Annotated in this window: 20 protein-coding genes and 1 tRNA gene; 10 read left to right on the top strand and 11 right to left on the bottom strand. The window is 47.5% G+C overall.

All coding sequences use genetic code 11. The annotated features are described in order from the left end of the window. Positions 1–63: 63 nt before the first annotated feature. The gene (locus OI18_RS23060; protein WP_052273512.1) at positions 64–1578 is read left to right on the top strand and encodes a M61 family metallopeptidase; all 1515 of its coding nucleotides are present in this window, start codon (positions 64–66) and stop codon (positions 1576–1578) included. 31 nt (positions 1579–1609) lie between these two features. Beyond that, positions 1610–3307 (top strand): GMC oxidoreductase, encoded by a 1698-nt coding sequence (locus OI18_RS23055; protein ID WP_039144532.1) that lies wholly within the window; start codon positions 1610–1612, stop codon positions 3305–3307. Here OI18_RS23055 and OI18_RS23050 read toward each other — a convergent pair whose 3' ends face one another. Continuing rightward, positions 3308–3742 (bottom strand): VOC family protein, encoded by a 435-nt coding sequence (locus OI18_RS23050; protein WP_039144529.1) that lies wholly within the window; start codon positions 3740–3742, stop codon positions 3308–3310. A 59-nt stretch (positions 3743–3801) separates the two neighbouring features. Between OI18_RS23050 and OI18_RS23045 the strand changes: the two genes are divergently transcribed. Together OI18_RS23045 and OI18_RS23040 are read left to right on the top strand one after the other, a co-directional pair. After that, positions 3802–4896 carry a serine hydrolase domain-containing protein gene (locus OI18_RS23045; RefSeq protein WP_205410099.1) on the top strand — a complete coding sequence of 365 codons (1095 nt, stop codon included), beginning with the start codon at positions 3802–3804 and terminating at the stop codon, positions 4894–4896. A 163-nt stretch (positions 4897–5059) separates the two neighbouring features. Further along, complete coding sequence (locus OI18_RS23040) at positions 5060–6730, top strand: T9SS type A sorting domain-containing protein (RefSeq protein ID WP_039144527.1); 1671 nt, start codon at positions 5060–5062, stop codon at positions 6728–6730. Between the two features lie 21 nt (positions 6731–6751). Here OI18_RS23040 and OI18_RS23035 read toward each other — a convergent pair whose 3' ends face one another. Next, positions 6752–9163: an ABC transporter permease gene (locus OI18_RS23035; protein WP_039144524.1), complete on the bottom strand. Its 2412-nt coding sequence runs from the start codon at positions 9161–9163 to the stop codon at positions 6752–6754. 46 nt (positions 9164–9209) lie between these two features. Between OI18_RS23035 and OI18_RS23030 the strand changes: the two genes are divergently transcribed. From OI18_RS23030 to OI18_RS23015, 4 genes are all read left to right on the top strand, one after another. Continuing rightward, entirely contained in the window at positions 9210–10100 is an 891-nt protein-coding gene (locus OI18_RS23030) for an inositol oxygenase family protein (RefSeq protein ID WP_039144521.1), read from the top strand. Between the two features lie 10 nt (positions 10101–10110). Further along, positions 10111–11739, top strand: coding sequence for a sodium/sugar symporter (locus OI18_RS23025; protein WP_039144518.1), 1629 nt, complete (start codon positions 10111–10113; stop codon positions 11737–11739). 48 nt (positions 11740–11787) lie between these two features. Further along, complete coding sequence (locus OI18_RS23020; RefSeq protein WP_039144516.1) at positions 11788–12915, top strand: PQQ-dependent sugar dehydrogenase; 1128 nt, start codon at positions 11788–11790, stop codon at positions 12913–12915. A gap of 152 nt (positions 12916–13067) precedes the next feature. Beyond that, positions 13068–13141 (top strand) — tRNA-Pro (locus OI18_RS23015). A 170-nt stretch (positions 13142–13311) separates the two neighbouring features. Here the strand turns inward: OI18_RS23015 and OI18_RS23010 are convergent. Together OI18_RS23010 and OI18_RS23005 are read right to left on the bottom strand one after the other, a co-directional pair. Next, the gene (locus OI18_RS23010) at positions 13312–13677 is read right to left on the bottom strand and encodes a hypothetical protein (protein ID WP_039144513.1); all 366 of its coding nucleotides are present in this window, start codon (positions 13675–13677) and stop codon (positions 13312–13314) included. Then, on the bottom strand, positions 13674–14249 hold the full coding sequence (locus OI18_RS23005) for an RNA polymerase sigma factor (protein ID WP_039144511.1): 576 nt from the start codon (positions 14247–14249) through the stop codon (positions 13674–13676). Before OI18_RS23005 ends, OI18_RS23010 begins: the two co-directional genes overlap by 4 nt. 123 nt (positions 14250–14372) lie before the next feature. Between OI18_RS23005 and OI18_RS23000 the strand changes: the two genes are divergently transcribed. Beyond that, a complete protein-coding gene (locus tag OI18_RS23000; protein WP_039144508.1) occupies positions 14373–14711 on the top strand; it encodes a DUF6249 domain-containing protein in 339 nt (112 codons plus the stop codon). Positions 14712–15028: 317 nt separating this feature from the next. On the opposite strand, the gene OI18_RS22995 is transcribed toward OI18_RS23000, so the two are convergent. The 4 genes from OI18_RS22995 to OI18_RS22980 all read right to left on the bottom strand — a co-directional run bounded on the left by OI18_RS22995 (position 15029) and on the right by OI18_RS22980 (position 21177). Further along, positions 15029–15547 (bottom strand): serine hydrolase domain-containing protein, encoded by a 519-nt coding sequence (locus OI18_RS22995; RefSeq protein ID WP_152616949.1) that lies wholly within the window; start codon positions 15545–15547, stop codon positions 15029–15031. A gap of 127 nt (positions 15548–15674) precedes the next feature. Beyond that, positions 15675–16916, bottom strand: coding sequence for a DUF4153 domain-containing protein (locus tag OI18_RS22990; protein WP_039144634.1), 1242 nt, complete (start codon positions 16914–16916; stop codon positions 15675–15677). Between the two features lie 82 nt (positions 16917–16998). Next, positions 16999–17388, bottom strand: a complete 390-nt coding sequence (locus OI18_RS22985; RefSeq protein WP_039144503.1) for a response regulator — start codon at positions 17386–17388, stop codon at positions 16999–17001. A 3-nt stretch (positions 17389–17391) separates the two neighbouring features. Beyond that, positions 17392–21177, bottom strand: coding sequence for an ATP-binding protein (locus OI18_RS22980; protein WP_052273511.1), 3786 nt, complete (start codon positions 21175–21177; stop codon positions 17392–17394). A 242-nt stretch (positions 21178–21419) separates the two neighbouring features. On the opposite strand from OI18_RS22980, the gene OI18_RS22975 reads away from it, so the two are divergent. Beyond that, positions 21420–21842, top strand: a complete 423-nt coding sequence (locus tag OI18_RS22975) for a secondary thiamine-phosphate synthase enzyme YjbQ (protein WP_039144500.1) — start codon at positions 21420–21422, stop codon at positions 21840–21842. Here the strand turns inward: OI18_RS22975 and OI18_RS22970 are convergent. The 3 genes from OI18_RS22970 to OI18_RS22960 form a co-directional block, all read right to left on the bottom strand. Further along, positions 21823–22839, bottom strand: coding sequence for an AI-2E family transporter (locus OI18_RS22970; protein WP_338030057.1), 1017 nt, complete (start codon positions 22837–22839; stop codon positions 21823–21825). The genes OI18_RS22975 and OI18_RS22970 overlap by 20 nt on opposite strands. 292 nt (positions 22840–23131) lie before the next feature. Then, a complete protein-coding gene (locus tag OI18_RS22965; RefSeq protein WP_039144492.1) occupies positions 23132–24112 on the bottom strand; it encodes an SDR family oxidoreductase in 981 nt (326 codons plus the stop codon). Between the two features lie 76 nt (positions 24113–24188). Then, positions 24189–25079 (bottom strand): transglutaminase-like domain-containing protein, encoded by an 891-nt coding sequence (locus OI18_RS22960; RefSeq protein ID WP_052273510.1) that lies wholly within the window; start codon positions 25077–25079, stop codon positions 24189–24191. Positions 25080–25549: the final 470 nt, after the last annotated feature.

Raw genomic sequence — 25549 nt, 5'->3', positions numbered from 1 at the left:
AATGGGAAAGAAAAGGGCATTGAATGCATAAACGAACAGAAATATTTCCGGTATTTTACTGGCATGAAAAAGATAGTTGCGCTGGTTTTCGGATCTCTGCTGGTAGTTGCAGTAACCTACGCCCAGTACCCCGCGCTCAGGTTTGTTGTTTCCATGCCCGAGCCGTCTAACAATGTTTACAATATTGTATTCAACTGTGAAGGCCTTAAAGAAGACAGCCTCGTATTTAAAATGCCGGTATGGACTCCGGGTTACTACCAGGTCATGAACTATCCTGAACAGGTGTCGGATTTTACTGCGGTTAACCAAAAGGGTGAGCAATTGCAATGGAAGAAGAGCTCGGTAAACAGCTGGGTGGTGATGGCTGCAAATGCTACTGGTATCACCATCAACTACCAGGTAAAAGCAACACGTAATTTCGTGGCAGGAAATTATCTCGATTCGACCCGGGGGTATATCTCCCCCGCCGGTTTATTCATGCACCCCGAAGGGAAGATCAATACGCCGGTTGTGGTCAGGCTGGAACCACGTGCAGGCTGGAATTCAGTTGCAACGGGATTGGAAACTATCCCCGGAAAGGCATATACCTACCGGGCAAAAGATTACGATGTGCTCTACGACAGCCCGATACTCATAGGCAACCTTGAGTCTTTTCCTGCATTTAAAGTGAAAGGAGTGCCGCACGAATTTATGGCCTATAAGGCTGCGGACTTTGACCGCAACCAATTGATGACTGATCTGCAGAAAATCATCGTTGCTGCCTCAGGCATCATTGGCGATATTCCTTACAACCGCTATGTGTTTATTGGTATTGGTCCGGGTGGCGGCGGTATTGAACACCTTAATTCTTCCAGTGTCGCATTCACCGGCAAAGAGCTTAACGAACGTGCAGGCAGGATCCGTATCTACAATTTCCTGGCTCATGAGTATTTCCATCACTATAATGTAAAGCGCATCAGGCCCATAGAGTTGGGACCGTTCGACTACGATAAGGGAAGCCGCACCCGGATGCTCTGGCTCTCAGAAGGACTCACTGTATATTACGAATACCTGGTCCTTCGGCGCGCGGGACTGACGACCGAAGACGAAATGCTGCAGGAATTTTCGAAGAGCATTAAAAATTATGAGACCAAACCCGGACGTCAGCACCAAACTCCTGCCGACGCAAGCTGGAATACCTGGGAAGACGGACCTTTCGGCAGAACTGCAGACAAGTTGAACAAAACCATTTCACCCTACGACAAGGGCCCACTGCTGGGAATGCTGCTTGACTTCAGGATCCGTCACGACACGAAGAATAAAAAATCACTGGACGATCTTATGCGGCTGCTATACCAGAAGTACTATAAGAAACTTAATCGCGGATTTACCGAAGATGAATTCAGGAAGGATGCAGAAAAACTCGCAGGCACAAACCTGCAGGATTTTTTTGACTATATCTATACCCTGAAACCTGTTGATTACACCACATATTTTGGCTATGCAGGCCTTTCAGTGGATACATCCACTTACAGCATTTCGCGTAAGACGGACCCGGGACAACTGCCTGCTGCAATTTTGCGGGATTGGATGAAATAAGTAATTTACCACCTTCCCAAATTTGCAACAGATGCCCGGCGATTCGCTTAACCTCAATATCCGATCCAGACAACAAAACACTTATGATGCTATTATCGTTGGTTCAGGCATCAGTGGCGGCTGGGCCGCAAAGGAACTATGTGAAAAGGGCCTGAAAGTGCTGATGCTCGAAAGGGGAAGTCCTATCGAGCATCCAAAATATCCGACTGCTGCAATGGATCCCTGGGATTTTGCGCATCGTAACCAGCTCACGAAAGCAGATAAGGAAAAGTTCTATGTGCAGAGCAGGCATTATTCCATCCGCGAAGACAACAAGCATTTTTACATCAACGACCAGGAGAATCCTTATGAAGAGATCAAACGTTTCGATTGGGTAAGGGGCAATATTCTCGGTGGCCGGTCATTGTTATGGGCAAGAGCCTGTTACCGCTGGAGTGACCTTGATTTCGAAGCTAATCTCCGCGATGGTCATGGTGTTGACTGGCCTATTCGTTACAAAGACATAGCGCCCTGGTACGATTACGTTGAGAAGTTTATCGGCGTGAGTGGATACAGGGACGGTATTCCACATCTTCCCGATGGCGAATTCATGCCGCCCTTTGAAATGAATATGGTTGAAAAACATTTCCGGGAAAAAACAGAGAAAAGCTATAAGAACCGCAGGGTCATCATTGGCCGCACAGCCAACCTCACGCAACCGGTAAAAGGCAGGGGGCAATGTCAGACAAGGGATCTGTGTCACCGTGGTTGCCCGTACGGTGCTTATTTCAGCACCAATGCGAGTACGTTGCCCGCAGCGCACGCAACAGGCAACCTTACCGTGAAGCCGTATAGTCTTGTTAACCGTATATTGTATGACGAAAGCAAACAACGCGCAACAGGAGTGGAGGTGATCGATACGCAAACGCATAAGACAGTAGAGTTTCATGCCCGCATCATTTTCCTGAACGCAGCAACAGTTGCAACAACCGCAATACTTCTCAACTCTGTTTCTGATCGTTTCCCCAACGGCCTCGGTAATGGCAGCGACCAGGTGGGAAGGAATTTGATGGACCACCATAAAGGACTTTCGATCGTTGCTTCAGTAGATGGTTTTGAAGACAGCTATTATTCCGGTCGCAGACCAACCAGTATTTACATTCCAAGATTTGCAAATGCCACCGAAAAATCGGAAGGCTTCCTGCGCGGCTATCATTTCGGTGGGGGAGCCTACCGGACTAGGCCGGCCAATGATGGCATCGGCGTTGAATTGAAAGAGCGGCTCAGCGTTCCCGGTCCATGGCAGATGAGCCTTTATGCATTCGGCGAATGTTTGCCTTATACCGACAATCGCATTACCCTTAACCATACAAAGAAGGATCCTTTCGGCAGGCCGATGATCGCAGTAGATTGTCACTTCCGCGAGAACGAACAAGCGATGCACGAAGACATTAAGCGGACAGGTAAAGAAATGCTCGAAAGCGCCGGGTTCAAAAATGTGAGAGTGAATGGAAAGATCTCATTCCCGGGAAATGCCAACCACGAAATGGGAACAGCGAGGATGGGCAGGAATCCGAAGACTTCTGTGCTCAACTCTTTCAACCAGATGCACGAAGTTCCGAATGTCTTCATCACTGATGGTTCCTGCATGACCTCGGGATCCTGTGTGAATCCATCGCTCACTTATATGGCCCTGACTGCACGAGCCTGCGATCATGCAGCCAGGGAATTGAAGAAAATGAACATCTGATCAGTTGTTCGCGTCCATCTGGTAGTTGATCATCCACTGTACGCCAAACTTATCTTTGAAGCTGCCGAAGTAGGCGCCCCAGAAAGTTTCAGCCAATGGCATTTCGACATCGCCACCTGCAGAGAGTCCATTGAATAATTTGTCAGCTTCTTCACGGCTGGTTGGATGAAGTGAGATATAATTGTTGTTGCCAACAACAAGCTTGTGACCCATGGAGGGAACAGTGTCTGATGCCATCAGTACATCACCGCCACCAATAGGCAGGCTCACGTGCATTACCCTTTTCTTTTCTTCTTCGGTTATGCCGTCGAGCCCGGGCGTGTCACCGATGCGGTGAATGGGGCCATCGAATTCTGTTCCGAAAACTGACTTGTAAAAATTGAAGGCTTCTTCCGCTTTGCCGTCAAAATTCAGATAAGGATTCATTTTTGCCATAACGATTATTATTTTTAATTGTACGTAAAAGTAAGATGCTCAATAAAAAACCAACTTGTGTGATTGCGACATTTACAGGGCGGATTGCGACTATTCTGTTAGGCCTCGCCAGCCTTCCGTCAACAGTGAAATCACAGGATCTAACGCAAATAGATTCACTGCTTCGCCAGTATAGCGGCCCTGCCACACCAGGTGCTTCGCTGCTGGTTATTAAAGACGGGAAAAAGCTGCTCCAACGCACTTACGGCAGCGCTGACATAGAAAACCATGTTGCCGTTAAAGCCACCCATAACTTCAGGCTGGCGTCGGTCACTAAACAATTCACAGCAACCTGCATTCTCCAGCTGGTTGGCAAAAAAAAGATTTCCCTCGCCACATCCCTCACCGATATCTTTCCGGGCTTTCCTGCTTATGGTGAAAAAGTTACAATAAAACATTTACTGACCCACACATCCGGTCTTGTTGACTACGAAAATTTTGTTGCAGGCAGCGCCATGAATCCACAGGTTATGGATCGGGGTGTGCTTGAAATTATCATGAAGCAGGATTCTCTTTACTTCGAGCCCGGAACAAGGTATCAATACAGTAATACAGCCTATGCGTTGCTTGCGCTGATAGTTGAGAAATATTCAGGCGAGTCGTTCCCGTCATACCTCAGGAAACATGTATTTGATCCGCTTGGCATGTACAACTCCGTTGCCTATGTAAATGGTATAAATGAAATACCCGGCCGCGCCTGGGGGTACAGTAAAAATGAAAGCGGCTGGATCCGGAAAGACCAGAGTTCCACCAGCGCCGTACTGGGCGATGGCGGCATTTACTCCAGCACCGAAGACCTGTATAAATGGGACCAGTCACTTTACTCCGGAAAACTATTGCCAAAATCAACCTGGCAGGAAGCTTTCCGTTACAACACGCTCGCCAATGGCGATACTGTTCACTACGGTTACGGATGGCACCTCAGGAAAAACAACAATAACGAACAGGTGATCTATCACACTGGTAGCACAACCAGCTTCCGTAACATCATCTATCGTGTTCCTTCACGCAGGCTCACGCTCATACTCCTCACCAACCGAAATACACCTGAGGAAGAAAATATGGTTGACCTCGCTGAGTCCCTATTGTCAGTGCTGCGGCTTTTTGACTTTTGATTTTTTGATTATAGATACCTATTTGTTCACACTATTTTTTTGTGACTTGATTTTTTTGTAATTTCTACACACCTAACGCAGCTGCACATCCGATTCCTGCTATAAAGCCGAAGATTTTTCCCTCCCTCTGATCTACTCCTTTATTAACTGTTAAACAGACCTTATGCCTTACAACTCTACTCCTCATGGGAACATCCTGTGCATTCCCGATATTCCATCCCTCAAACAGACCTGCCTCTTCTGTATTTGCTTACTGACCTGTCTTTCCGCAGTATCACAAAGCGGCGCACTCTATAAGCCATTCGGCAACCAGGGCGTTACACTGACAGCGCTTAATGGCGCTGAGCCGGGGTATGTAACAGGTTGGACGAAGATCCACCGCCAAACATCAGGCAATCTCATTACTATCGCTTCCTATTCATCCGAGTATCCCTATATCATCAGCAGCTTTTCTTCTTCAGGTAAACTTAATAATGGTTTCGGCAACTCCGGATTTATTAAGCTGCAACCACCCACATTCCCCTGGCTGAAATTCCTGGGAATGGTCGTGACACAGGATGACAAGATCCTTACCGGCTTCAGTATTGTTAAGGATGGCAAGGAAAAGTTTCTCTTCCGACGTTTTGATAAACATGGGAAACCTGACCACCGGTTTGGTAACGGGGGAACTTTGATTACCTCACACGGCTTTCCTATGGATTTTCTCGCTACTGCACAGGTTTACCAACAGCCCGACGGCAAGATCCTTGTTGCGGCCTCTTTCAACAGGGAATACGATGGCTCGGATAATTTCACTGATTATGCGGACGTGATACTTGCCAGGTTCCACCAGGATGGCAATCTTGATTATTCATTTTCCCGGAATGGACTGCTTGGAATCGATCACAACAAACTCGAAAATTATCCGGTAACCCTGCAGGTACAGAAAGATGGCAAGATCCTGCTGGCCATGACTTCCGGATTTCTCGAAAACAGCACACTTGTATTGACGAGGATAGATAAATATGGCAACCCCGACAAATATTTCGGCACTGGCGGAAAAAAGGAAGTGAGCTTTGGGCTGTTCCGGACATACCTGCGCAGCATGGTCATTCAACCCGACGGGAAAATTTTATTATGTGGTGAAACCAGTCCACATGAATACTATAACTCGATCGGGCTGGCAAGGCTTATGACCAATGGACAGTTCGACAGGAGCTTTGGTGACAACGGTGTCAAAATGCATTTTTATAAGGAAGGTGAGCTCTCCAGTCAAACCCGCACCATGGTGCTACAGGATAATGGCAATATCTGGATCGTGGGAGCCATTTACAGGCATGACAATGACGACTACCGGCGCGTGATCATCTGCCTCGATAAGTCTGGCCGCCTTAACAAAGGATTCGCCACCAACGGGGTTCTTGAAGTGCCAGAGACATTTGGTTACGTATACAGCGGGGCGATTGCCGACAATCAACTGATTGTAGGTGGTGAAAGAGGTCTTCCGTTCCAGCGCGCCCTGCTCGCATCTTACGACCTCCGTACTTCTACAGTTTGCCCGGATGAGCTTACTTCGGTAGCTCCGCCTGCAGGAATTCAAAAGTTTGCGCCGACTCAGCGCGCATACCCGAACCCGGCGAGCCAGCAGGTCAGCTTTACGGTGCCGGTCGAGTCGCTTGCTCAAACAGCGAAATACACTTTGTTCGATCGTTCGGGTGTGCTGGTGAAGCAGGGACTCGTTACCTCATCAAACACAACCATCACGGTCGGCAGCCTGGCCAATGGTTTATATGAGCTCGTGATCTGGGACAAAAGCGGATCGCGATGGAATGAAAAAATTATCGTACAACACTGATTAAGTACTTCGAGTTGCGGTTCATTCATTCCTTAACTTATCAACAGGGTTTGCGACTGCGGCTTTGATGGATTGAAAGCTGATCGCTGCAAATGCAATAAGCAGCGACAATGTTAGCGCAAACGCGAAAATGCCGGCATTCATCGACAGCCTGTATGGGAAATGCTGAAGCCATTCATGCATAGCCCACCATGCTATGGGGAATGCAACAAGCGAGGCCACAACGATCAATGCTATGAACCGGCGAGATAACAATGATACAATGTCTGTTATTCCTGCACCGAGGATTTTGCGGATGCTGATTTCCTTTGCCCGCTTTTCTGCACTGAACGCGGCTAGCCCAAAGAGTCCCAGGCATCCAACGAAAATGGCCATGATAGTAAAGATCAACAGCAATGTACTTAGCCTGTCTTCCGCTTTGTACATGCGGTTAAAATTTTCATCGAGGAATTTATATTCGAAAGGATAATCCTGGTTGAATGCCGACCAGGTAGACTGCATATAATTAATTGTTGACCGGATATCGTCACCGCTGACTTTAACCGCCATCTGGTAATGTTCGGGGAACAATTGAAGTATGGTTGTGCTGATCTTTTCATGAAGGCTCGAGTAATGGAAATCTTTGATCACCCCGATCACTCTTCCTCTTTTGATCGAATCGCCTTCACCATACCATTTCGTCCACTGCAGTGGTTGCCCGATCGCTTTCTCCGGGGTGCCAAATCCCAGTTCCCGGACAGCCGATTCATTGATCACGAATGCTTCGTCAGGGTCAGTTTTCATATCACGGGAAAAATCCCGTCCGGCAATAAACCTGATGCCCAGCGTGGATGCATAATCGTGGTCAACCATCAATTGTTTGGCACCGAACGTTCCTTTTCCCGGCACAATGATTTCATCGCCAGCCAGCATGTCACCAGGAAAACCATAGCCCGCTGTGGCCGATATGATATGCGGATCCTTCTTCAGTTCCTGTTTAAGCGCATCGAGTTTTTCTGACATGTTACCCCGCAGACGGAACAAGACCACCTGGTCTTTTCTGAATCCCAGATCTTTATTGTGCAGGTAACCGGTTTGCCGGAATACTACAATGGTACAAATGATCAGTAGTGCACTCAGGGAAAACTGCACCACCACCAGCGATTCCCGGAGCCAGCTTTTGCCTGTACCGAATGATGCCGGCTGGTTTCCCTTGATAACTTTCGCGGGCTGAAATCCCGATAAATAAAACGCGGGATAAGCCCCGGCAAGGAGGCCTGTTAAGATTCCACCGCCAACAATCGCAAGCGCGGGTAACCATTCAGTAAACGGCCGGAATGAAATAGACTTGCCGGTAAACTGGTTCAATGGCTGAAGCAGCAGCATCGCAACAAGGGCAGCGAGTAGGACAGAGAAGAGTGATAACAAAACTGTTTCGCCCAGAAACTGGAAGATGAGGGCTTTCCGGTCAGCCCCCATAACTTTCCTTACTCCGATTTCCCTTGCCCTGCGGCCAGCCCTGGCCGTAGCCAGATTAATGAAATTGAAGCAGGCGATGGCAAGTACAAAAATGGCGATATAGGTAAGTGCGTTTACATAGATGATATTGCCTTTAACGGGTAGTTCATCGTGCCGGAAATCTGCAGAATGTAAATGCAGTTCGGACAGTTGCTGCAGGTAGGGAATATAATAATAACCGGCGGGCTTAGTTATGGGATGTGCGCGTGCACTGACATAGTCGCGGAACTTTTTTTCGAAGGCCACTCCATCGGCGCCATCCTTAAGTTTCACATATGTATAGAACTGCTGCCAGTTCCAGCTCTCCATCCTTTCTTTCGGTAGGTTCAGCGTGCCCAATGAAATAAGGTAATCGAACCGCAGGTGAAAATTTTCTGGAACTTTTTTGAGAACTGCGGTAACTGTAAAGTTTTCTTTGTTGATGACGAGTGTTTTTCCAACGGGGTTTGTCCGTGGAAAATATTTGTCAGCGATCTTTTCAGTCAGCACAACTTTATGAGGTCCTTCCATTGCTTTTTCTGCGCTGCCGTATTTAAGGTTGAGCGGGAAAAAGGAAAGGAAAGTATTTTCTGCCCAGATGGCATCACCTTCATACGCTTTGATGTCTCCCGATTCAAGAAGGTCGGCATCCATTGAGTGCAACATCCTCAGGCTTGAACTCACTTCGGGAAAATCTTTTGCTGCGGCCACCCCGAAAGTAGGCGGCACTGTACCAAACTTAGCGCCTTCTTCATCCTGCGCATACCTGATGTTATACAGCCGGTAAATATTCTGGTGGCCGGGGATGAAGCGATCGAACGAATGTTCGTCAAGTATAAACAGTCCGATAAGGATGCAACCTGCAATTCCGGCCGTTAATCCTGTAATGTTGATGATAGAAAATCCTTTATACCTTACCAGGTTCCGGATGGCGGTTTTGAGATAGTTCTTGAACATAACGAATTATTTGCGTAATTTTTGCACTCACGATAATCCACTTGCCATGTCAGCAACACGTAACGAGTTTACCGAAAAAGAAGTTAAGCCACTTAAGAGCTTAGATGAATGGGAAGATGCCGTACTTGAGCGGTACCCTGAGCCAGATTCCATTGCCTCGTCCAAATCCACGGATGAATACCGCAATTATGACAATCCTGAAAGGGATACTGTACGGGAATTCTACCGGCTCAACCATACCTACCAGACCTATTCCTTTGTACTGGAAAAGCGCGCAGAATACCTTAAGTTCGATAAGAAGGAAATGCCGGTGTGGGAAGCGTTTAATTTCCTGAACCAGCTGGTTGATGATTCAGATCCTGATACTGACCTCGACCAGTTCCAGCACCTGCTGCAGACTTCAGAAGCTATCCGTAAAGACGGTCATCCTGACTGGATGGTGCTCGTAGGACTGATGCACGATATGGGAAAAGTACTGTGCCTCTTCGGTGAACCGCAGTGGGCTGTTGTGGGCGACACGTTTCCTGTTGGCTGCGCTTATTCCAATAAAGTTGTTTATCCCGAATACTTTCAGAATAACCCCGATTACAACGTATCTGAATACCAGACAGAAACGGGTGTGTACGAGCGAAATTGTGGATTGCGGAATGTACATATGTCATGGGGACATGACGAATACGTATACCAGATGATGAAAGATCATTTGCCTGAACCGGGTCTATACATGCTGCGTTACCATTCTTTCTATGCATGGCACCGGGAGGGGGAATATGATTACCTGCTCGATGATCATGATCGCGAAATGCTCAAATGGGTGAAGCTGTTTAATCCGTATGACTTGTATTCAAAGAATCCTGAGCCACCGGACTGGAAAAAACTGCGTCCTTATTACGAAGAACTGGTTGCAAAATATTTACCGGCTACGCTGAAATTCTGATCGCACCCGCATGAAAACATTGCAAACGGCCGACTATATTGTATTTGTCATTTACTTTATAGTCGTGGTAGCCTATGGCTATTATGTATATCACCGTAAACGTTCCGCGACAACAAGCTCTGGTGATTTCTTTCTTGCCGAGGGTTCACTGACCTGGTGGGCTATCGGCGCATCGCTCATTGCTTCAAATATATCCGCAGAACATTTTATTGGTATGTCGGGATCGGGCTTTGCGCTCGGACTGGCAATCTCCACGTACGAGTGGATGGCAGCTGCAACCTTGATTATTGTTGCAGTTTTTTTTATCCCGCTGTATCTGAAGAATCACATCTTCACAATGCCGCAATTCCTCGCTAAGCGGTACAATGATAAGGTGAGTACAGTAATGGCTGTGTTCTGGCTGCTCGTATATGTATTTGTAAACCTGACTTCCATCATTTACCTCGGTGCGCTGGCGATCTCTTCTATATCGCAGATCCCGTTTGAATGGTGTATCGTCGGACTGAGTGTATTTGCCATTTTCGTAACACTCGGTGGGATGAAAGTGATAGGCTATACTGATGTGATACAGGTGGCGGTGCTGATCATCGGCGGTCTTGTAACGACTTACCTTGCACTGCAATTGCTTGCAGATAAATTCGGCTATGGCCAGGATATCTGGAAAGGACTTTCGGTACTGCGAAAAGAGGCACCGACGCATTTTCATATGATCTTCGAAAAAGATCATCCCTACTACCGCGACCTGCCAGGCCTGTCGGTACTGATAGGAGGCATGTGGATCAACAACCTGAATTACTGGGGATGTAACCAATATATCACGCAGCGGGCTTTGGGTGCGGATTTACGCACGGCAAGACAGGGGATCCTTTTCGCTGCTTTCCTGAAACTACTTGTGCCGGTTATAGCTGTATTGCCCGGAATTGTAATGTACGTGTTGCATCAAAACGGCATGTTCGCGCAGGAAATGACAGATGCAGCCGGCACGCTAAAACCTGACCATGCTTACCCGACACTGATGAACCTGTTGCCTGCGGGTTTGAAAGGCGTTGCCTTCGCAGCGTTGACAGCAGCCATTGTGGCATCGCTCGCAGGAAAAGCCAATAGTATCTCCACAATTTACTCGCTCGATATTTACAAGAAATACATCAATAAGGAAGCTTCTGAAAGCCGGCTCGTATTGATTGGCAGGTGGACAGTAGTTGTATCCATGGCAATAGCAGCGGTGGTGACACCCTCATTGAAAACGCTTGACCAGGCATACCAGTTCATCCAGGAGTATGTGGGCTTTATTTCGCCGGGCGTACTGGCAATTTTCCTGATGGGCTTTTTCTGGAAACGGACCACGTCGGCCGCAGCAATGGCGGGCGCTTTGCTGACTATCCCCGTTTCAACGGCACTTAAATTTTTACCTGCCTGGACCAACGGCTGTTTCCCTGATTTTCCTTTCCTGGATCGGATGACGATCGCATTTGGACTGATCATCATTGTTATGACCCTGATGAGCCTGTTGCGCCCTCGGTCAAACGAAGGCAAGACGATGATAATTGACAAATCGATGTTCCGGGTGTCGCCGGGTTTCCTCGCAGGGTCAATTCTCATCTGCGGAATTCTCGTTGCCCTGTACACGGTGTTCTGGTAAACTAAGATACAGGCAGGGTATTTGAACGGTATTAAGAAATACCTTTATATGAAAATACCCTTTATGAACGCCTTGCTATTACTGGTCCTTCTCATAATGCTGGGGGCTTGCGGAAAGGATGATGATAATGGGAGCAGCAATCCGCCCGAGGAAGAATGGCCATCTGATTCCATCCGGGTTTTAAAGGACAACCTGCATTATCCATGGGAGATTTTATGGGGCAGGGATAATTTTCTATGGGTAACCGAACGCGATGGCAGGGTCACCAAGCTGAATCCGAAGACCGGCGAGGTAGCTTTCATCACAACCATCAACGATGTTGACAGCAGGGGAGAAGGTGGATTACTGGGTATGGTGCACCACCCGGACTTTTTACAGAACGGCTACCTGTACGTGGTGTATAATTATAGCAGTTCCGATGGTTACCGCGAAAAACTGGTACGATTGACTTACAATAATTCAGCGCTGGTTGATCCGCAGGTTATTCTTGACAATATCCCTGCTTCAAACATTCACAACGGATCACGTTTATGGATCACCGATGAGGTACACCCGAGATTATTCATGACTACCGGTGATGCTTCCAACCAGCCATCGGCCCAGGACGTTTCTTCCCCCAGCGGAAAAGTTCTGCGGTTTAATCTTGACGGAACTATTCCTGCAGACAATCCCATTGCCGGGAGCCCCGTTTGGTCCCTTGGTCATCGTAACCCGCAGGGGCTCGTGGTGGCCCATGATAAAATGTATGCCAGTGAGCACGGTCCCAATATCGAAGACGAGGTAAATATTATTGAAAAAGGCCGCAATTACGGCTGGCCTGCAGTGAATGGTCCATGTTCCGGCAGCGAGGTCGATTTCTGCAATGCCAATAATGTTAAGGAACCCATCTGGAGTAGTGGCTCCTCTACCGTTGCGGTTTGCGGAATGGACTTTTACAATAACCCCCGGATCGCGGCATGGAGTAACAGCCTGCTGATGACCACCCTGAAAGACGAGACGCTATACCGTCATCAGCTGACCGCTGATGGAAGCGGCATCATTTCCACCACCACCTATTTCCGCGGCAGATGGGGTCGACTCCGCGATGTCTGCGTTTCCCCTGCGGGCCGGGTGTATATCTGCACGAGTAACGGCGGCAACGACGACCTCATAGTGGAAATCTCTGCCCCTGAATAGCACTTCGGCTGCCAACTGTCGGACTACACCCGTGGGGAATCACCCGACGGGTGAAAAAAAATGAATCAGCGCTAATTTTTTTGTTTGCCGTAAGGTCGCGAACCCCTACCTTTGCAACCTCTAAGAAACGCACCAACAACGTTTCAAGGGTCCGGGAAGTAGCGCAGGCCGGTAGCGCACCTGGTTTGGGACCAGGGGGTCGCAGGTTCGAATCCTGTCTTCCCGACTAAATTGGAATCAAAAGGATTTAAAAGCCCGTAAATGATTGATTTACGGGCTTTTTTATTTTCGTTTTATTTCAAGCAACATCAAAAGACTCCAAATAATTCATGAGACATTCCTAAGTCGATTCAGAGAAGCAAATTCCTGCCTTAGAACGCTACAAGACTGCGAAGCTCATATACCAGGCCTCACCTTGAACCGATGAAGCCCCAAAAACAGCAACGCAAGAATAAAAACGAGGATAGCCATCTGGACGTATCGCATTACCTCTGTATTGGCAGTGGCCACGGCATCCAGATCGACAGAAAACGCCAAAGAATCCTTTGGTCCTCTGAACACGAACCAAAATGCTGTCAATGTCAAGGCCAAAGTCAATACACATATACGCACGATCCTATTTTCTTTCTTGTGTTGGACTTTCTTGTGTGCAGCCACGGCAGAAATACGATCCATGATTGCATCATCCAGATAACTAGCTCCATCTAAACCCTTCCACACATTGCCTAGCAGGGCTTTATAGTCACGTTCTGGTGTAGTCATAATAGATTGTTTTTTTCCTTTGCCAATAGGGTTTCAAGCGCCTGCTCGAATTTTGTTCTCGCCCGGTGAATCCTGACTTTGGTGGAGGCCAGGCTCCATCCCGTCATCACTGATATTTGCTGCTGGGGCGTTTCGTCCAGGTAATACAGGCTGAGTGCCAGGCGGTCATCGGCAGCCAACAGTTCCAGGGCTTTCCTGATATATGTCACCTGTTCTTTCCCGGCCAGTTTACTTAGCTCGTCGTCATAAAAATGTGATTCAGCATCAATGTGGCGGTCAGTCTCGATATGCTTTTGATAAGTCTTTAGTTTTTCCAGGTGGTTAAGTGCCGTGTGATACACGATCCTGAAAAACCAGGTGGAAAATTTCGATCTTCCTTCAAATGAAGATAAGACAGTAAAGACCTTCATAAAAGCATCCTGCATCACCTCCTGTGCATCTTCATGCCCACCGGTTACTGTAAAAGCGGTCTTGTAGGCCATAGCGCTGTGCCTTTCGACAAGATGTCGGAATTGCTGTATGTCACCATCCAGCACCAATTTGATGATTTCCTCATCCAAACGATCGTCCATGTGTAAATTAGACAGGTGTCGGCAAGGATTGGTTACTTCTTTTGCAAAAAAGCAGGAAAGTAAAATAAATTGTAACCAACACCTATCAGCGCCTGTCCAATAATAAAGTACAAATTTCAAGTTATGGATATCGCAATATTTATTTCTGCACTAACGCTGTCATTTGCCATACTCTTCGCCTTTCGTCAATACAACCGGTCTAAAGAGCGCCGCGCCTTAATCGAAAAAGGGCTGGACCCATCCCTGATCAATATCTATTCCAGTAAGCTGGGTGCAAGAATCTTTTTATTTGCCGGGATTATTCTGTTAGGGATTGCCATCGGGATCATTGGAGGTATCACACTGGCCGCTGTTTTCAAAACACCTGGTGAAACCAAAGAGTTTATTTTACTTTCTACCATTGTATGTACAGGCCTCTCCTGTTTTACCTGTTATTACCTGTCGCGCGACAAAACAATGTGATCGCTTCCTGATTTATTACTGACAATTTTTAATGCTACCCCAAAGGTGTGCCACGGTAACGCAAGGCCGTAGGCGTAATCTGGGAAACCCATTTCAATTATGGTGTGAACGGTAATACCGGACCTGGTATCCCAATGGATTTGAGTTGGTTGAATATTGCGGTCAATTTCATCACTGCGGGTGTTAACCGCAATGTAGTGACCAATATCCGCTCGATTGGAAGGCCGAAGAAAAAATTGGGCGAAGGACTCTATCAATTCTAAGAATGGAGCTTGCAGAGGGGTTCGTTGGGCGAGGCCCAGCTTATGCTCTTTGAGTCAACAACCCTTCATTGGTTTGCCATCTTCTTTGTCATATGCCAGTCCGCGCTGGCGTAGCACCAGGGTTAAAGCATCTGTTGTTCCACCTGCCAGTGGCGAAATGCCGGTCCAGTCACGCAAACCCGAAGTATGGGAAAGCACCTGGTCTATTTTGATCTTTTGTTTATAATCAGGAAGTTCAGGGATATATGTATGTACGTCGTCTGCAAGCGAAAGTCGCTTTTCTTCAACAAGCAGGAGAACGGCGGCTGCAACAAACTGCTTGGTGAGTGATCCGGCATCAAAGATGGTGTTGGTGGTGATCGGTACCTCACGTTCAAGGTCAGCCGAGCCATACGCCCGGTTTGCTATGACCTTTCCATGCTGCGATACGGCACATACACAACCGGGTCCGGTTGCAGTTGCCCAGCCAAATACCTTATCGATCTCGCCGGTTTTGTCCTGAGCGAAAGCTGATGTGCCGGCATGCAAACCAATTGCTGATGCCAGCAGCAGAAAAAAGAATTGTTGTTTCATTTGCCTGAATTTTTTAAAGGAAAGGTTCAATGGTTAATGGTGCACGTATTGACTAGTAAAAAGAACTTTTAAAAACAAAGTGTATTGAGAAAAAAAAGGGAGCAATGATTCGCCCCGTCTTTTTGGATCATTTAAAGCCGAAAATGAAAGGGAATAAAAATGTAACGATGATCGTCCAGCCGAAATATACCGGCAGGAAAAATACTATGGCATTTCCAACCTGGTTTACCTCAGCTTTTTTCTTCACTACCCTGAACAAGTGGGCAGTTACAAACAAAAGATTGACCAGGATTAAGATATTTCCACCCAGCACGGCGAGCCTGTTGGGTGTGAGTCCCCACTCTGAAATCCTGAAAAGGATGGCAGACAGTGCAATGCCGTTGACAATGATAGTTACCATAGAAAGCAGGAAGAGGATCCAGTTCTCTGGTTTGCTTTTTGGCCTGGAAGATTCAGCGACGGAAAAGAAAATTATGGCCATTACGCCTACAAGCAAAGCGTTGAAGAACAGCAGGAATTCCCTGTCGTTATAAGGGTCTTTACCGGAAAAGGCAATTGCGATAAGGTAGATCACGAGCATAACCAGCACGAGCGGACTGAAAATGCGTGCAATTACCGGGGAAACCTTCCCTACCAGGTTCGGATTCAGCTGTGTAAGGTAAGTGCCTATGATTGGCGCAGCGGGAAGGCCGGTAATTACAATGTATTTAAAGTAAAACTGTTCAATGTTCAGCCCGATCAGTGAGAAAAGATTGATAGTTATCGCGGTCATAATACCGCCTGCTATGACGATGAGGGTAGTAATAACAACCAGGTCGCCATTGTATTTCAGGAAGCCAAGTCGTTCATTCAGCTTGTTAGGGGCATCGCCGGTAAATGCAAAACCCAGGATACACCAAAGGAACAATACCAGGTGAATACATGATAAAATCAGGGTGTCACTTTTTTGATCTTCCGGTAACAGGTTGATAAATAAAATCCCCGCCAGATTGGTGGTGGCAATAAAGGCGATTTTGCCTGTTGATATGTTATTCTTCCAGGCGAAATAGGCCGTCAGTACCGGGAAAACGATAAAGCCGGCATTGCGGGTATAGAAAAATTCTTCATTGATCCCGGCAATTGCCGGCAGTTTGGCAATCATACCGGCGAGGAGGGAAGCGATTATGACAAATGCCAGGTCCCTGGCGGTTACCAGCGAAACTTCTTCCCTGGCAAAATTCAACCGCTCATTCCAAAAGGCTACCAGAGTGTTGTCTTTTAATTCGGGTGAAAGGGACCTGAAGGCACGTTTAAAAGTGGTCTTGTCGTCCCGGTATAGCCTTTCCAGCTGCCCGGGGTTGTCGAGGTTTGACAGTATTGCATCTTTCATATCAGTATAGGTTAAAAGCACTTTTATTTTCAAAGTAAAAACAAATATTACAGTTATGCAAGAAAAACCGGAATAAAATCCATTAACGGAGAAATTTCGCCAGTACCTCAGCCAGCAGGCGTTTTAATTCCCTGTAGCTGCTGGGTTTTGTAATGAAGGAATTGGCGCCAAGGATCAAAGCGTGTTCGGATTCTACTTCAAGGGAAGAAGTAGTGTACATGATGACAGGTATTGAAGTGAGATGGCTGGTCTGCCGCAGGAATTTAAGGATCTCCCACCCGCTGACTTGCGGCAGGTTGAGATCGAGGAAGATCACATCGGGTAATGAGACTGCCGGTTCAGACCACTCCCTGAATGCAGCTTTTGCGTTGTCGAAATGCTGGAAATGCAGTTTGCTGTCCACCTCCTCGAGGGCTTCCTGGAATAATTCTGCGTCATCCAGGTCGTCATCAACTAATACAATTCTTTTCATAGGTTATATGCTGTTTCGGTTTTGCAGGATCGGAAGGTGGATGTAAAAGGTCGCACCTTCGCCCGGAGTCGCCGTTGCTTCAATATTGCCCCCATGCCGTTCTGCAATCCTTTTTCCTAACGATAATCCAAGTCCGGTTCCTTCATAGCGGTCCTTGGAGTTAAGCCTGGTGAAAGTTTCAAAAATCGATTCTGCATATTGTTGCTCAAAGCCGACACCATTGTCCTTTACAATAATCTGCAACCACCCCTCGTCCCGGCCAGGGCCTGACGTGATCTCGATGATTGGTGGAACGCCCGGTCTTGAAAATTTCAATGAGTTATTTACTAAGTTATAAAACAGCTGGTATAACAATACAGCAGATCCTTCGATGACGGGAAGGTAGGTATAGTGTAGCGTAGCATTTTTTTGTGTGATCGGAATTTCAAGGTCTGATTCAATATGCTGTATCAATTCAGTAAGGCTGACGGCTTCTATCTTTTGTTCGTTGGTATTGAGCACCGAATAGTTAAGGACCCCTTCAATCATGGCCAGCATCCTGTTAGACGCTGATTCAATTTTGTGTATAAAGGATTTTGATTTTTCCGTTAATGCGTTTCCTTCGTCATCTGCAAGCCGGCCTGTAAAGGTCCTGATCTTACGGAGCGGTTCTTTCAGGTCATGACTCGCGACGTGCGCGAATTGCTGCAGTTCATTGTTGGAGCGTTTCAGTTCAGAGGTTCGCCTTGTCACTTCTTCTTCGAGCACCGAGGATTGTTCCCTGGCAATATGGACATCGGTTGCGCTGCCAAACCATTTGATAATTCTCCCGTTTTCATCTTTATAGGGAAAGCCACGACTCAAATGCCACCTGAAAGAGCCATCCTTCATCTGGATGCGGTGTTCAACCTGGTATACGGAGCCTTCCCGCAGTGCTTTTTGCCAGGCGTTTTCTGTAAGCGCCAGGTCGTCTGGGTGAACAAGGCCTTCCCAGGACCATGAACCATCTTCCTTCCGTATAGCACCTGCAAACTCAGCTACCCGGTCGTTATAATAGGTGATAAGCCCCGTGGCGTCTGCAGTCCAAACCAGTTGCGGAACTGCATTGGCCAGTTGATTCAGTTCTTTCTGGCTCTGTTCTATCTTTTTACGGATGATAACTTGTTCAGTTACATCGATGGCTACAGCAATAATTGAAGCGATCTCATCTTTCTCATTCCGCAACGGTTCGTAAATGAAATTCAGGTAAATAGTCTGCAGCTGCCCGAAGCGAACCAGGTCAACAGGCGTTTCATAAGCCCTGTAGGTTATCCCTGTTTTATAAACCTGTTCAAACAACTCACCGAATCCCTGTGCACCTATTTCCGGTAATGCCTCAAGTGCAGGCTTGTTAAGGACCTGTTCCCTGGTTCTTCCCCAGATCTCCAGCGCCATGTCATTCGCAATTTCGATGACAAATGAAGGACCATTCAATAAAGCCATTGCTACCGGTGACTGCTGGATCACATTCTGCAGATTTTTTGCTGCTGCGATCCTGCTCATTGAAATTTTGATATTTGCTTCTACCCTTGCCAGTAATTCCTTGGCGGAAAATGGCTTTACGAGGTAATCATCTGCGCCAGCTTCCAGGCCTTCCACCTTGGCTTCTTCGCCCGCTCTTGCCGACAATAAAATTACCGGTAACAGCTTGAGGCCCGGGTTCTGCCTGATTTTTTCCAGCAACCCAAAACCATCCAGCCCCGGCATCATTATATCTGAAAGCAAAAGGTCTGGCTTGTGCGATAATATCTTGTTGTATGCGTCTTCTCCATCTGCAGCAGAAACAATTTCGAAATGCGGGGATAACAACCGGGTAACATATTCGCGCATGTCCCTGTTATCATCAGCCACAAGCACCTTGTATCTTTCTTCGATATGTAAACCTGATGATGGATTTTCTTTTGTCAGGTCATCAGGGTTTACTTCAATTTTGTCTTTTTCCGGCGAAGGGATCCATTTCAGCGCTTCCTGGACGAAAGCCTCTGCATAACGGGAAGTTGCTGATGTGGAAGTGTCCGTCACGATTTTGTTGTCGGGGAGATGATCTTTTCCAACAGGAATTGAAACAGTAAATGTGGAACCCGTTCCCACTGTGCTTTCCACTTCTATGCTGCCATTGTGTAATCGCACCAGTTCCTTTACCATTGCCAATCCGATTCCTGAACCTTCCTGGCTTCGACCCTGCACATTTTCAATGCGGTGGAAGCGGTCGAAGATCTTTTCAAGGTGTTCTGCCGGGATGCCGACACCGGTATCTGCGATGGTTAGTTGCACTTGCTGGCCAACTTCTTTTACTGATACGGTAATCGTTCCGTCCTTGCTGTATTTGAAGGCATTGGATACAAGATTCAGAACGATCTTTTCCCACATATCCATGTCCACATACACGTCTGATGTGATCTCCTCGCTATGAAACTCCAACTTCATCCCGGCCTTTTCAATGGCTGACCGGAAAGTGCTGGCGAGTTCGAGGGTAATGGAACTGAGGTTCACTTTTCTATAACGGCCGTCCACTCTTCCTGCTTCAATCCGGGAGAACTGAAGAAGGGTGTTTACCAGTCGCTGCATACGCAATGCATTCCGGTATGCCACATCCATACGCACCATATTTTCTTCAATGGTCTTCGGGTCATGTAGCGCTTCTTCTATCGGACCCATCAATAGAGTCAGAGGCGTCCTGAATTCATGACTGATGTTTGAAAAGAAAGTGGTCTTCGCCTTATCAATCTCTGCGAGGGCTTCAGCACGTTTTCTTTCTTCCTCCAGCACATGTACATCAGCGAAAGCCGTAGCCACCTGGTCTTTAATCAGGGAAAACAAACTGATATATTTTTCATCCAGCAGGCGATATGGATTTGCGCCTACCGTAAGGATGCCGTAGGGCTGATTCATTCCGGCCTGGGTAATAGGAATTATGATTCCGAATTTGGGCGGCACCTGCCAGGTTCCATGGGGCAGGTTTTGCAGCCTTATGTCTTGAAGTTCGAATACATGCAGCTTGCCTGATTCGAGCCCCTGGTTCATCACCTGGGCAACAGGATGGTCACCGGGAAGCCTGACATTACTTAAAAAAACGGACTGTGATTCAGTCAGCGGTGTCGAACTTTGCAATGTTGCCTGATCGCCATCTACCGTATGAAATAGTGCAAATGGAAAATCATGAATGTTCTCCTGCAAAGTGGCAATTGTCTTTTCTATCACTTCCGAATTGCTTTTGCAATCGGTCAGACTCTTGCCGAGTTGCGTAAGTGTCCTCAGCTGCCGTTCATTGATGATTTTTTCGGTATCATCTGTATTGGCGCAGAACATCCCCTCTGTTTTCCCATCATCGCCGGGAATAGGAGTATAGGAAAACGTATAATAGGTTTCTTCCGGGTAGCCATTACGCTCCATGATCAGCAGCTGTGATTCTACGTATGTGCCTTCATCTTCTTCCATCACCTGCCTGAGCATCGGTTCAATATCTTTCCAGATGTCTTTCCATACCACCGATGCCGGCGCCCCTAACGCCCATGGATGCTTGCCGCCGACAATCGCCCTGTAGGGGTCGTTATAGAATTTGATCAGTTCTTTACCCCATCCAATCCAGATGGGTTGCCGGGAGGTTAGCATGATCCGGATGCAGGTGCGCAGGCTCTGGGGCCAGGTTTCGACCGGGCCAAGAGGCGTGGTTGACCAGTCATATTTCCTGATCATTTCTCCAAGTTCGCCTCCGCCGGATAAGAATTCAAGAGTGGAAGCAGGCTTGTTGTTTAAGCTCGTGGGCTGCATAATTTGAGTGTAACCGAAAATACATTTTTAGCGCGTGAGTTAGAAAAAGATCGTGCCTGCAAAAGAATTGTGCCAGCATGTCAGGAAGTTGCTCCAAAATAACCTGGGTATAGGATGGGTATAGGATGGGTATAGGATGGCAATAGTATAGGCAGGGTCCTGGTGGAGCTGAAGAAGGGCTCCGGGGTGTCATTCTGGCGCAGGGAGGGCCACAAGAAACATTGAATTGATTAACTTGGGTTATGAAGACTTACCAGCAGATCATAACGCTAACCGAACGGAGAAGAGGATTCCACCTGATCACATCGGAAGTGGAGCGGGCGCTGCCACAGATTGTACAGATCAGGGCAGGCATGTGCCAGGTGTTTATCAGGCATACCTCCGCGTCGCTGACAATCAATGAAAACGCCGATCCGACGGTGAGAAAGGATTTTGAGATGTTTTTCAATAAAACAGTCCGGGAAAATGACCCGGATTACGTTCATGATTACGAAGGTGCCGACGATATGCCTGCGCACCTGAAGGCGTCACTGCTGGGAAGTTCCGTGCTGGTTCCCATCCGCAATGGCGAACTGGCGCTGGGAACCTGGCAGGGGATATATTTATGTGAGCATCGTAACCAGGGCGGGGAGAGATCCCTGGTGATCACAGCCTGGGGCGACTGACGCCCTTATTCCTGCTTAGAAGCGTGTGAAGTGCAGACCATTCCGGGATATGCGCACTCACCAGCTTGAGAATACCCACAAACGGGATGAAAAGAATCATTCCGCTGGCGCCCCACAGAATTCCACCGGCAATGGCTGCAGCCAGGATGATCCATGTGTTTACATCCAGCTGCGTTCCCACTACCCGCGGAAAAATGACATTTGCCTCGAGGTATTGCACCACACTGAAAACGATGATCACGCCTGCCGGGTACCATAACGAGTCCTTGGTTACCCAGGCGATGGTTATGGGCACAAATGCGGCTACAATGATACCTACATACGGGATGATGGTCATTATTGCAGTGAGGAAGCCAAACAGGATGGCATACCTTATACCTAGAGCAAGCAAGCCCAAGCTGTTCAATATCCCCACGATAATGTATACCAGGATCATTCCTTTAATGAAATGAAAGTAGGTGTGGATCGTTTCGTGCAAAATTGTGTGAAGGCGGTGCCGGAACCTTTCACCGGTAACCTTCTCTAGGAAAAGGACCAGGTTTCGCCTTCCATTCAAAAACAGAGCAGTAAAAACCGGGGTGATCAACAGCATGAGTACTCCGGATGTGGTTTTCCCAAATACTTCCGTGATCATACTGCCGGCATTAGTCGACACATTCGTCAGTGCGTTTCGCCACCAGCGGTTTTGCGCCGGTACTGTAATACCCAGGCTGTCCTGGATCCATTGCTGCAAGTCCGGAAGTGATTCATCGAATTTACGTTGCAGTTCCGGCCAGTCCCGGTGAAGAGTGCCGGCCTGAAGGATAAGCAGCCAGACCAAAAGCGCAAACAACAGGACTACAATCGAAATAGATAAGGTTATGGCAATCGTCCGGTGCACATGCCGCTTTTCCAGCCAGTGGCAGATCGGGTATAAAACGATGGCGATAAAAAGTCCGAAGAATAGAGGAATGAACAGCGTTTTCCCAAAATAGAGGATAACGGCAGAAAAGAAGATGATCTGCAGGTATCGAAGACTGTTCAGGACAAATTTCGTGGTGATAAGCAGGAGGTTTAGGCTTATCCCAATTTAATAAGAAAAGCTGTACTTCAGAGAAATACAGCTTTTGTAAACGCTTATTCCTTTTAGTATTCGTCGCATCTTTTGGATTCCGACGGTTTGTTAAAGGAAATCACCGTTTTCTTACTGCTGTATATTCCAATTCTGTGCCAACCAGCTGATAGCGGTCTTCCCGCTTGAGCCGGGCCACAGTGGGCAATTATTACCGCTGCAGTGTGGAGCAAATCCGTCAACTGCGCCGCAGACTGAGCGCCCGGGTCAGCCAGAATCCGACCAGAAGTCCCACTGCGGCAGAAGCTGCCAGGGTCTTCGAGGGTTTCGGGATGTTCCCATTGTTGCCATGTGTGCTCATTCCGAATTCCACCGTGTCAAACACATTGCCGCTCGTTTCAGCGATGAGGTTTGCCTTGTCCAGGTATTTTCGGATGATCCTGCCTGTAAAATAACTCATGAACGCTGGGCAGATGATATGTATCCACTTAAGCGGACGCGCAGTAAAACCAATATAAGTGACCGGCTTCGGAACCAGTGCCACGCGTACGCAGGCGCGGGCAACATGAACAGGATCAAAAACAGGAGGTGCGGGCTTGATCACCTTGCCCGTATAGTTCGCAGCGTGGTGGATGCCCGGTGTATTGAGAAATGCCGGGAACAGGTCACACACATGTATATGTGGCCAGTCGGCCAGTTCACCTTTCAATGCCTCAAAAAAACCCAGAACTCCGAATTTACTTGCAGAATAGCAGCTGCCATAAGGAACCGGCAGGTAGCCACCAACGGATATATTGTTTATCAGTGTTCCATATCCCTGGTCTTTAAAAATGCGCAAAACGGCGTGCGCGCCGTGCATGTAACCCAGCAGGTTTGTCCTGATCACTTTTTCATGCAATTCCATAGGGACAGCGTCAAAAACGCCAGCAGCCAGAACGCCGGCATTGTTGACCCAGACATGGATCGATCCTTTCCAGTTTTTTGCTGCCCGCGCCAGGCTCTTCACCATTTCGTAATCGCCTGTGTCAGTTCGCTGAACCAGGGTTTCAGCGCCTGCATTCCGGCATTGCTCAGCTGTTTCATTCAATGCCACCATATTGCGGCCGGCGAGAACGAGGCAGGTCTTATAACGGGCAAATTGAAGGGCAGTCATCCGGCCGGCTCCACTGGAAGCGCCTGTTATTACAATGGTTTTGCCATTTAATGGATGGTTTTGCATATACCAGTGTTTAAAGTATAGACGGCAAATGGCGTTCCGATATGGCCGTTCCTCCACACCACGTACATGTTTTTTGTTAATTCTGCTTCACCGAAGTGCTTCTGAGCCATGAATTTTTTAGTCGCTCATACGCTGTGGCAAGTCTGCTGATGTTTTCCTGGTATTGATGCAGGTCTTCATTTCCAAGGAAAGCATTCATTGAAGGAAGGTTGAGCGCATTAACTCCTTTTATCCAATCCTGCCACTCAGGCAGGTCGGCAAGCTTTCCCCCGTAGAGTGCATTGAACTGATCGATAAGGTACCAGGCAGACCTGCTTTCAACCGGCGACTTGTCGTTGCCGGTAACAAAGATGGCGAAAGGAACGATCATTTCATTGGTAAAGGAAGTATCGATGGTCTTTCTTTCACCAAACCAGACACGGGCTTCCAGCCAGTCATTGATCCCGATGACGCCAATAGAAGGGTCGGCAGGTTCCCAGTTATTGCTCTTTGAATTATAAATTTCAACCCAACGATGATCATTATGCTGGAGGCCGAACACACTGTACCTGTTTCCTTTTTCCTTCACCAATGACGCTGCGGTTTCCTGCCGCCGCGGAGTAAACGTGTGGATGTTGATCTCGGCTATACCTCTGTGCGGAATCCCGGCGGCATTGATCATGGCCATATACACTTTGGCCAGTTCAAAGCAATTTCCTCCCTGGCGGAAAATGATCTCATTTACGGTACGTGATTTATAATCAGTGGCTGTCCATTTGAAATTGCTGCTCAGCCAATATAAAAGTTTCCGGGCCTGCTCAAACGAATCGTTTTCATCGCCGTATATGGAAGCGGCAAATTTTTTCAGGTCAAGTGAAGTAGTGTCGATCGGTTTCGGGTTCGTATTCCGCGATGCGGGTTGTTGTGCATCACAGTAAGTAGCTATTGACAGCAGGCAAATTCCGCACAGGATCTTCATTGATTTCATATTCCCTTATGACGTACAAAATGGGGAATTGTTACAACTTGTTACATGCGATATTTTCCATAAGCGTATGTGTTCAGGTGTCAGTTTGTAAAGCGCCTAAAACCCGCGATGCTACTAAGTTTTGGCCGATTTTACCCTGGAGTGGCCGGGAAAAAAAAGCAACGTTAAATCGTGTACGCTTTAACGAAAAGGGGCGGACGATTTTTGCTTTCTGAAAAATTAATGAAACAACTTATTCACATTACTCATACCCTCACCTGTTGTATTACAATCGTTTATCCATGCAGAGCAGGCCCAGACAAGCTTTCAGATAAATAATATCAAGGAGATTTCTTGCTGCATTTAATTTAACATATTACATTAGCGACTGAAACTGCCAGGATCCAATCTCCACCTTGTAAGCCATTCCAATCCTTCCAAAAAGACCGCCAATTCATTTCCTAAGTAGGCCGTTTTGTTTACCCTTTAAT

Origin of the sequence: Flavihumibacter solisilvae (genome assembly GCF_000814475.1) — a bacterium.
GTDB lineage: Bacteria > Bacteroidota > Bacteroidia > Chitinophagales > Chitinophagaceae > Flavihumibacter > Flavihumibacter solisilvae.
This window is presented reverse-complemented; position numbering and strand designations above follow the sequence as displayed.

What these genes read in the sequence shown, in the direction of transcription:
- OI18_RS22990 (WP_039144634.1), bottom strand. Translation starts at nt 16,916, where the DNA reads ATGAAAGATGCAATACTGTCAAACCTCGACAACCCCGGGCAGCTGGAA.
- OI18_RS23005 (WP_039144511.1), bottom strand. Translation starts at nt 14,249, where the DNA reads ATGGACGATCGTTTGGATGAGGAAATCATCAAATTGGTGCTGGATGGT.
- OI18_RS23025 (WP_039144518.1), top strand. Translation starts at nt 10,111, where the DNA reads ATGAAAACATTGCAAACGGCCGACTATATTGTATTTGTCATTTACTTT.
- OI18_RS23035 (WP_039144524.1), bottom strand. Translation starts at nt 9,163, where the DNA reads ATGTTCAAGAACTATCTCAAAACCGCCATCCGGAACCTGGTAAGGTAT.
- OI18_RS23040 (WP_039144527.1), top strand. Translation starts at nt 5,060, where the DNA reads ATGCCTTACAACTCTACTCCTCATGGGAACATCCTGTGCATTCCCGAT.
- OI18_RS22995 (WP_152616949.1), bottom strand. Translation starts at nt 15,547, where the DNA reads ATGAAACAACAATTCTTTTTTCTGCTGCTGGCATCAGCAATTGGTTTG.
- OI18_RS23020 (WP_039144516.1), top strand. Translation starts at nt 11,788, where the DNA reads ATGAAAATACCCTTTATGAACGCCTTGCTATTACTGGTCCTTCTCATA.
- OI18_RS22965 (WP_039144492.1), bottom strand. Translation starts at nt 24,112, where the DNA reads ATGCAAAACCATCCATTAAATGGCAAAACCATTGTAATAACAGGCGCT.
- OI18_RS22985 (WP_039144503.1), bottom strand. Translation starts at nt 17,388, where the DNA reads ATGAAAAGAATTGTATTAGTTGATGACGACCTGGATGACGCAGAATTA.
- OI18_RS22980 (WP_052273511.1), bottom strand. Translation starts at nt 21,177, where the DNA reads ATGCAGCCCACGAGCTTAAACAACAAGCCTGCTTCCACTCTTGAATTC.
- OI18_RS23030 (WP_039144521.1), top strand. Translation starts at nt 9,210, where the DNA reads ATGTCAGCAACACGTAACGAGTTTACCGAAAAAGAAGTTAAGCCACTT.
- OI18_RS23060 (WP_052273512.1), top strand. Translation starts at nt 64, where the DNA reads ATGAAAAAGATAGTTGCGCTGGTTTTCGGATCTCTGCTGGTAGTTGCA.
- OI18_RS22960 (WP_052273510.1), bottom strand. Translation starts at nt 25,079, where the DNA reads ATGAAATCAATGAAGATCCTGTGCGGAATTTGCCTGCTGTCAATAGCT.
- OI18_RS23010 (WP_039144513.1), bottom strand. Translation starts at nt 13,677, where the DNA reads ATGACTACACCAGAACGTGACTATAAAGCCCTGCTAGGCAATGTGTGG.
- OI18_RS23050 (WP_039144529.1), bottom strand. Translation starts at nt 3,742, where the DNA reads ATGGCAAAAATGAATCCTTATCTGAATTTTGACGGCAAAGCGGAAGAA.
- OI18_RS23000 (WP_039144508.1), top strand. Translation starts at nt 14,373, where the DNA reads ATGGATATCGCAATATTTATTTCTGCACTAACGCTGTCATTTGCCATA.
- OI18_RS22975 (WP_039144500.1), top strand. Translation starts at nt 21,420, where the DNA reads ATGAAGACTTACCAGCAGATCATAACGCTAACCGAACGGAGAAGAGGA.
- OI18_RS23055 (WP_039144532.1), top strand. Translation starts at nt 1,610, where the DNA reads ATGCCCGGCGATTCGCTTAACCTCAATATCCGATCCAGACAACAAAAC.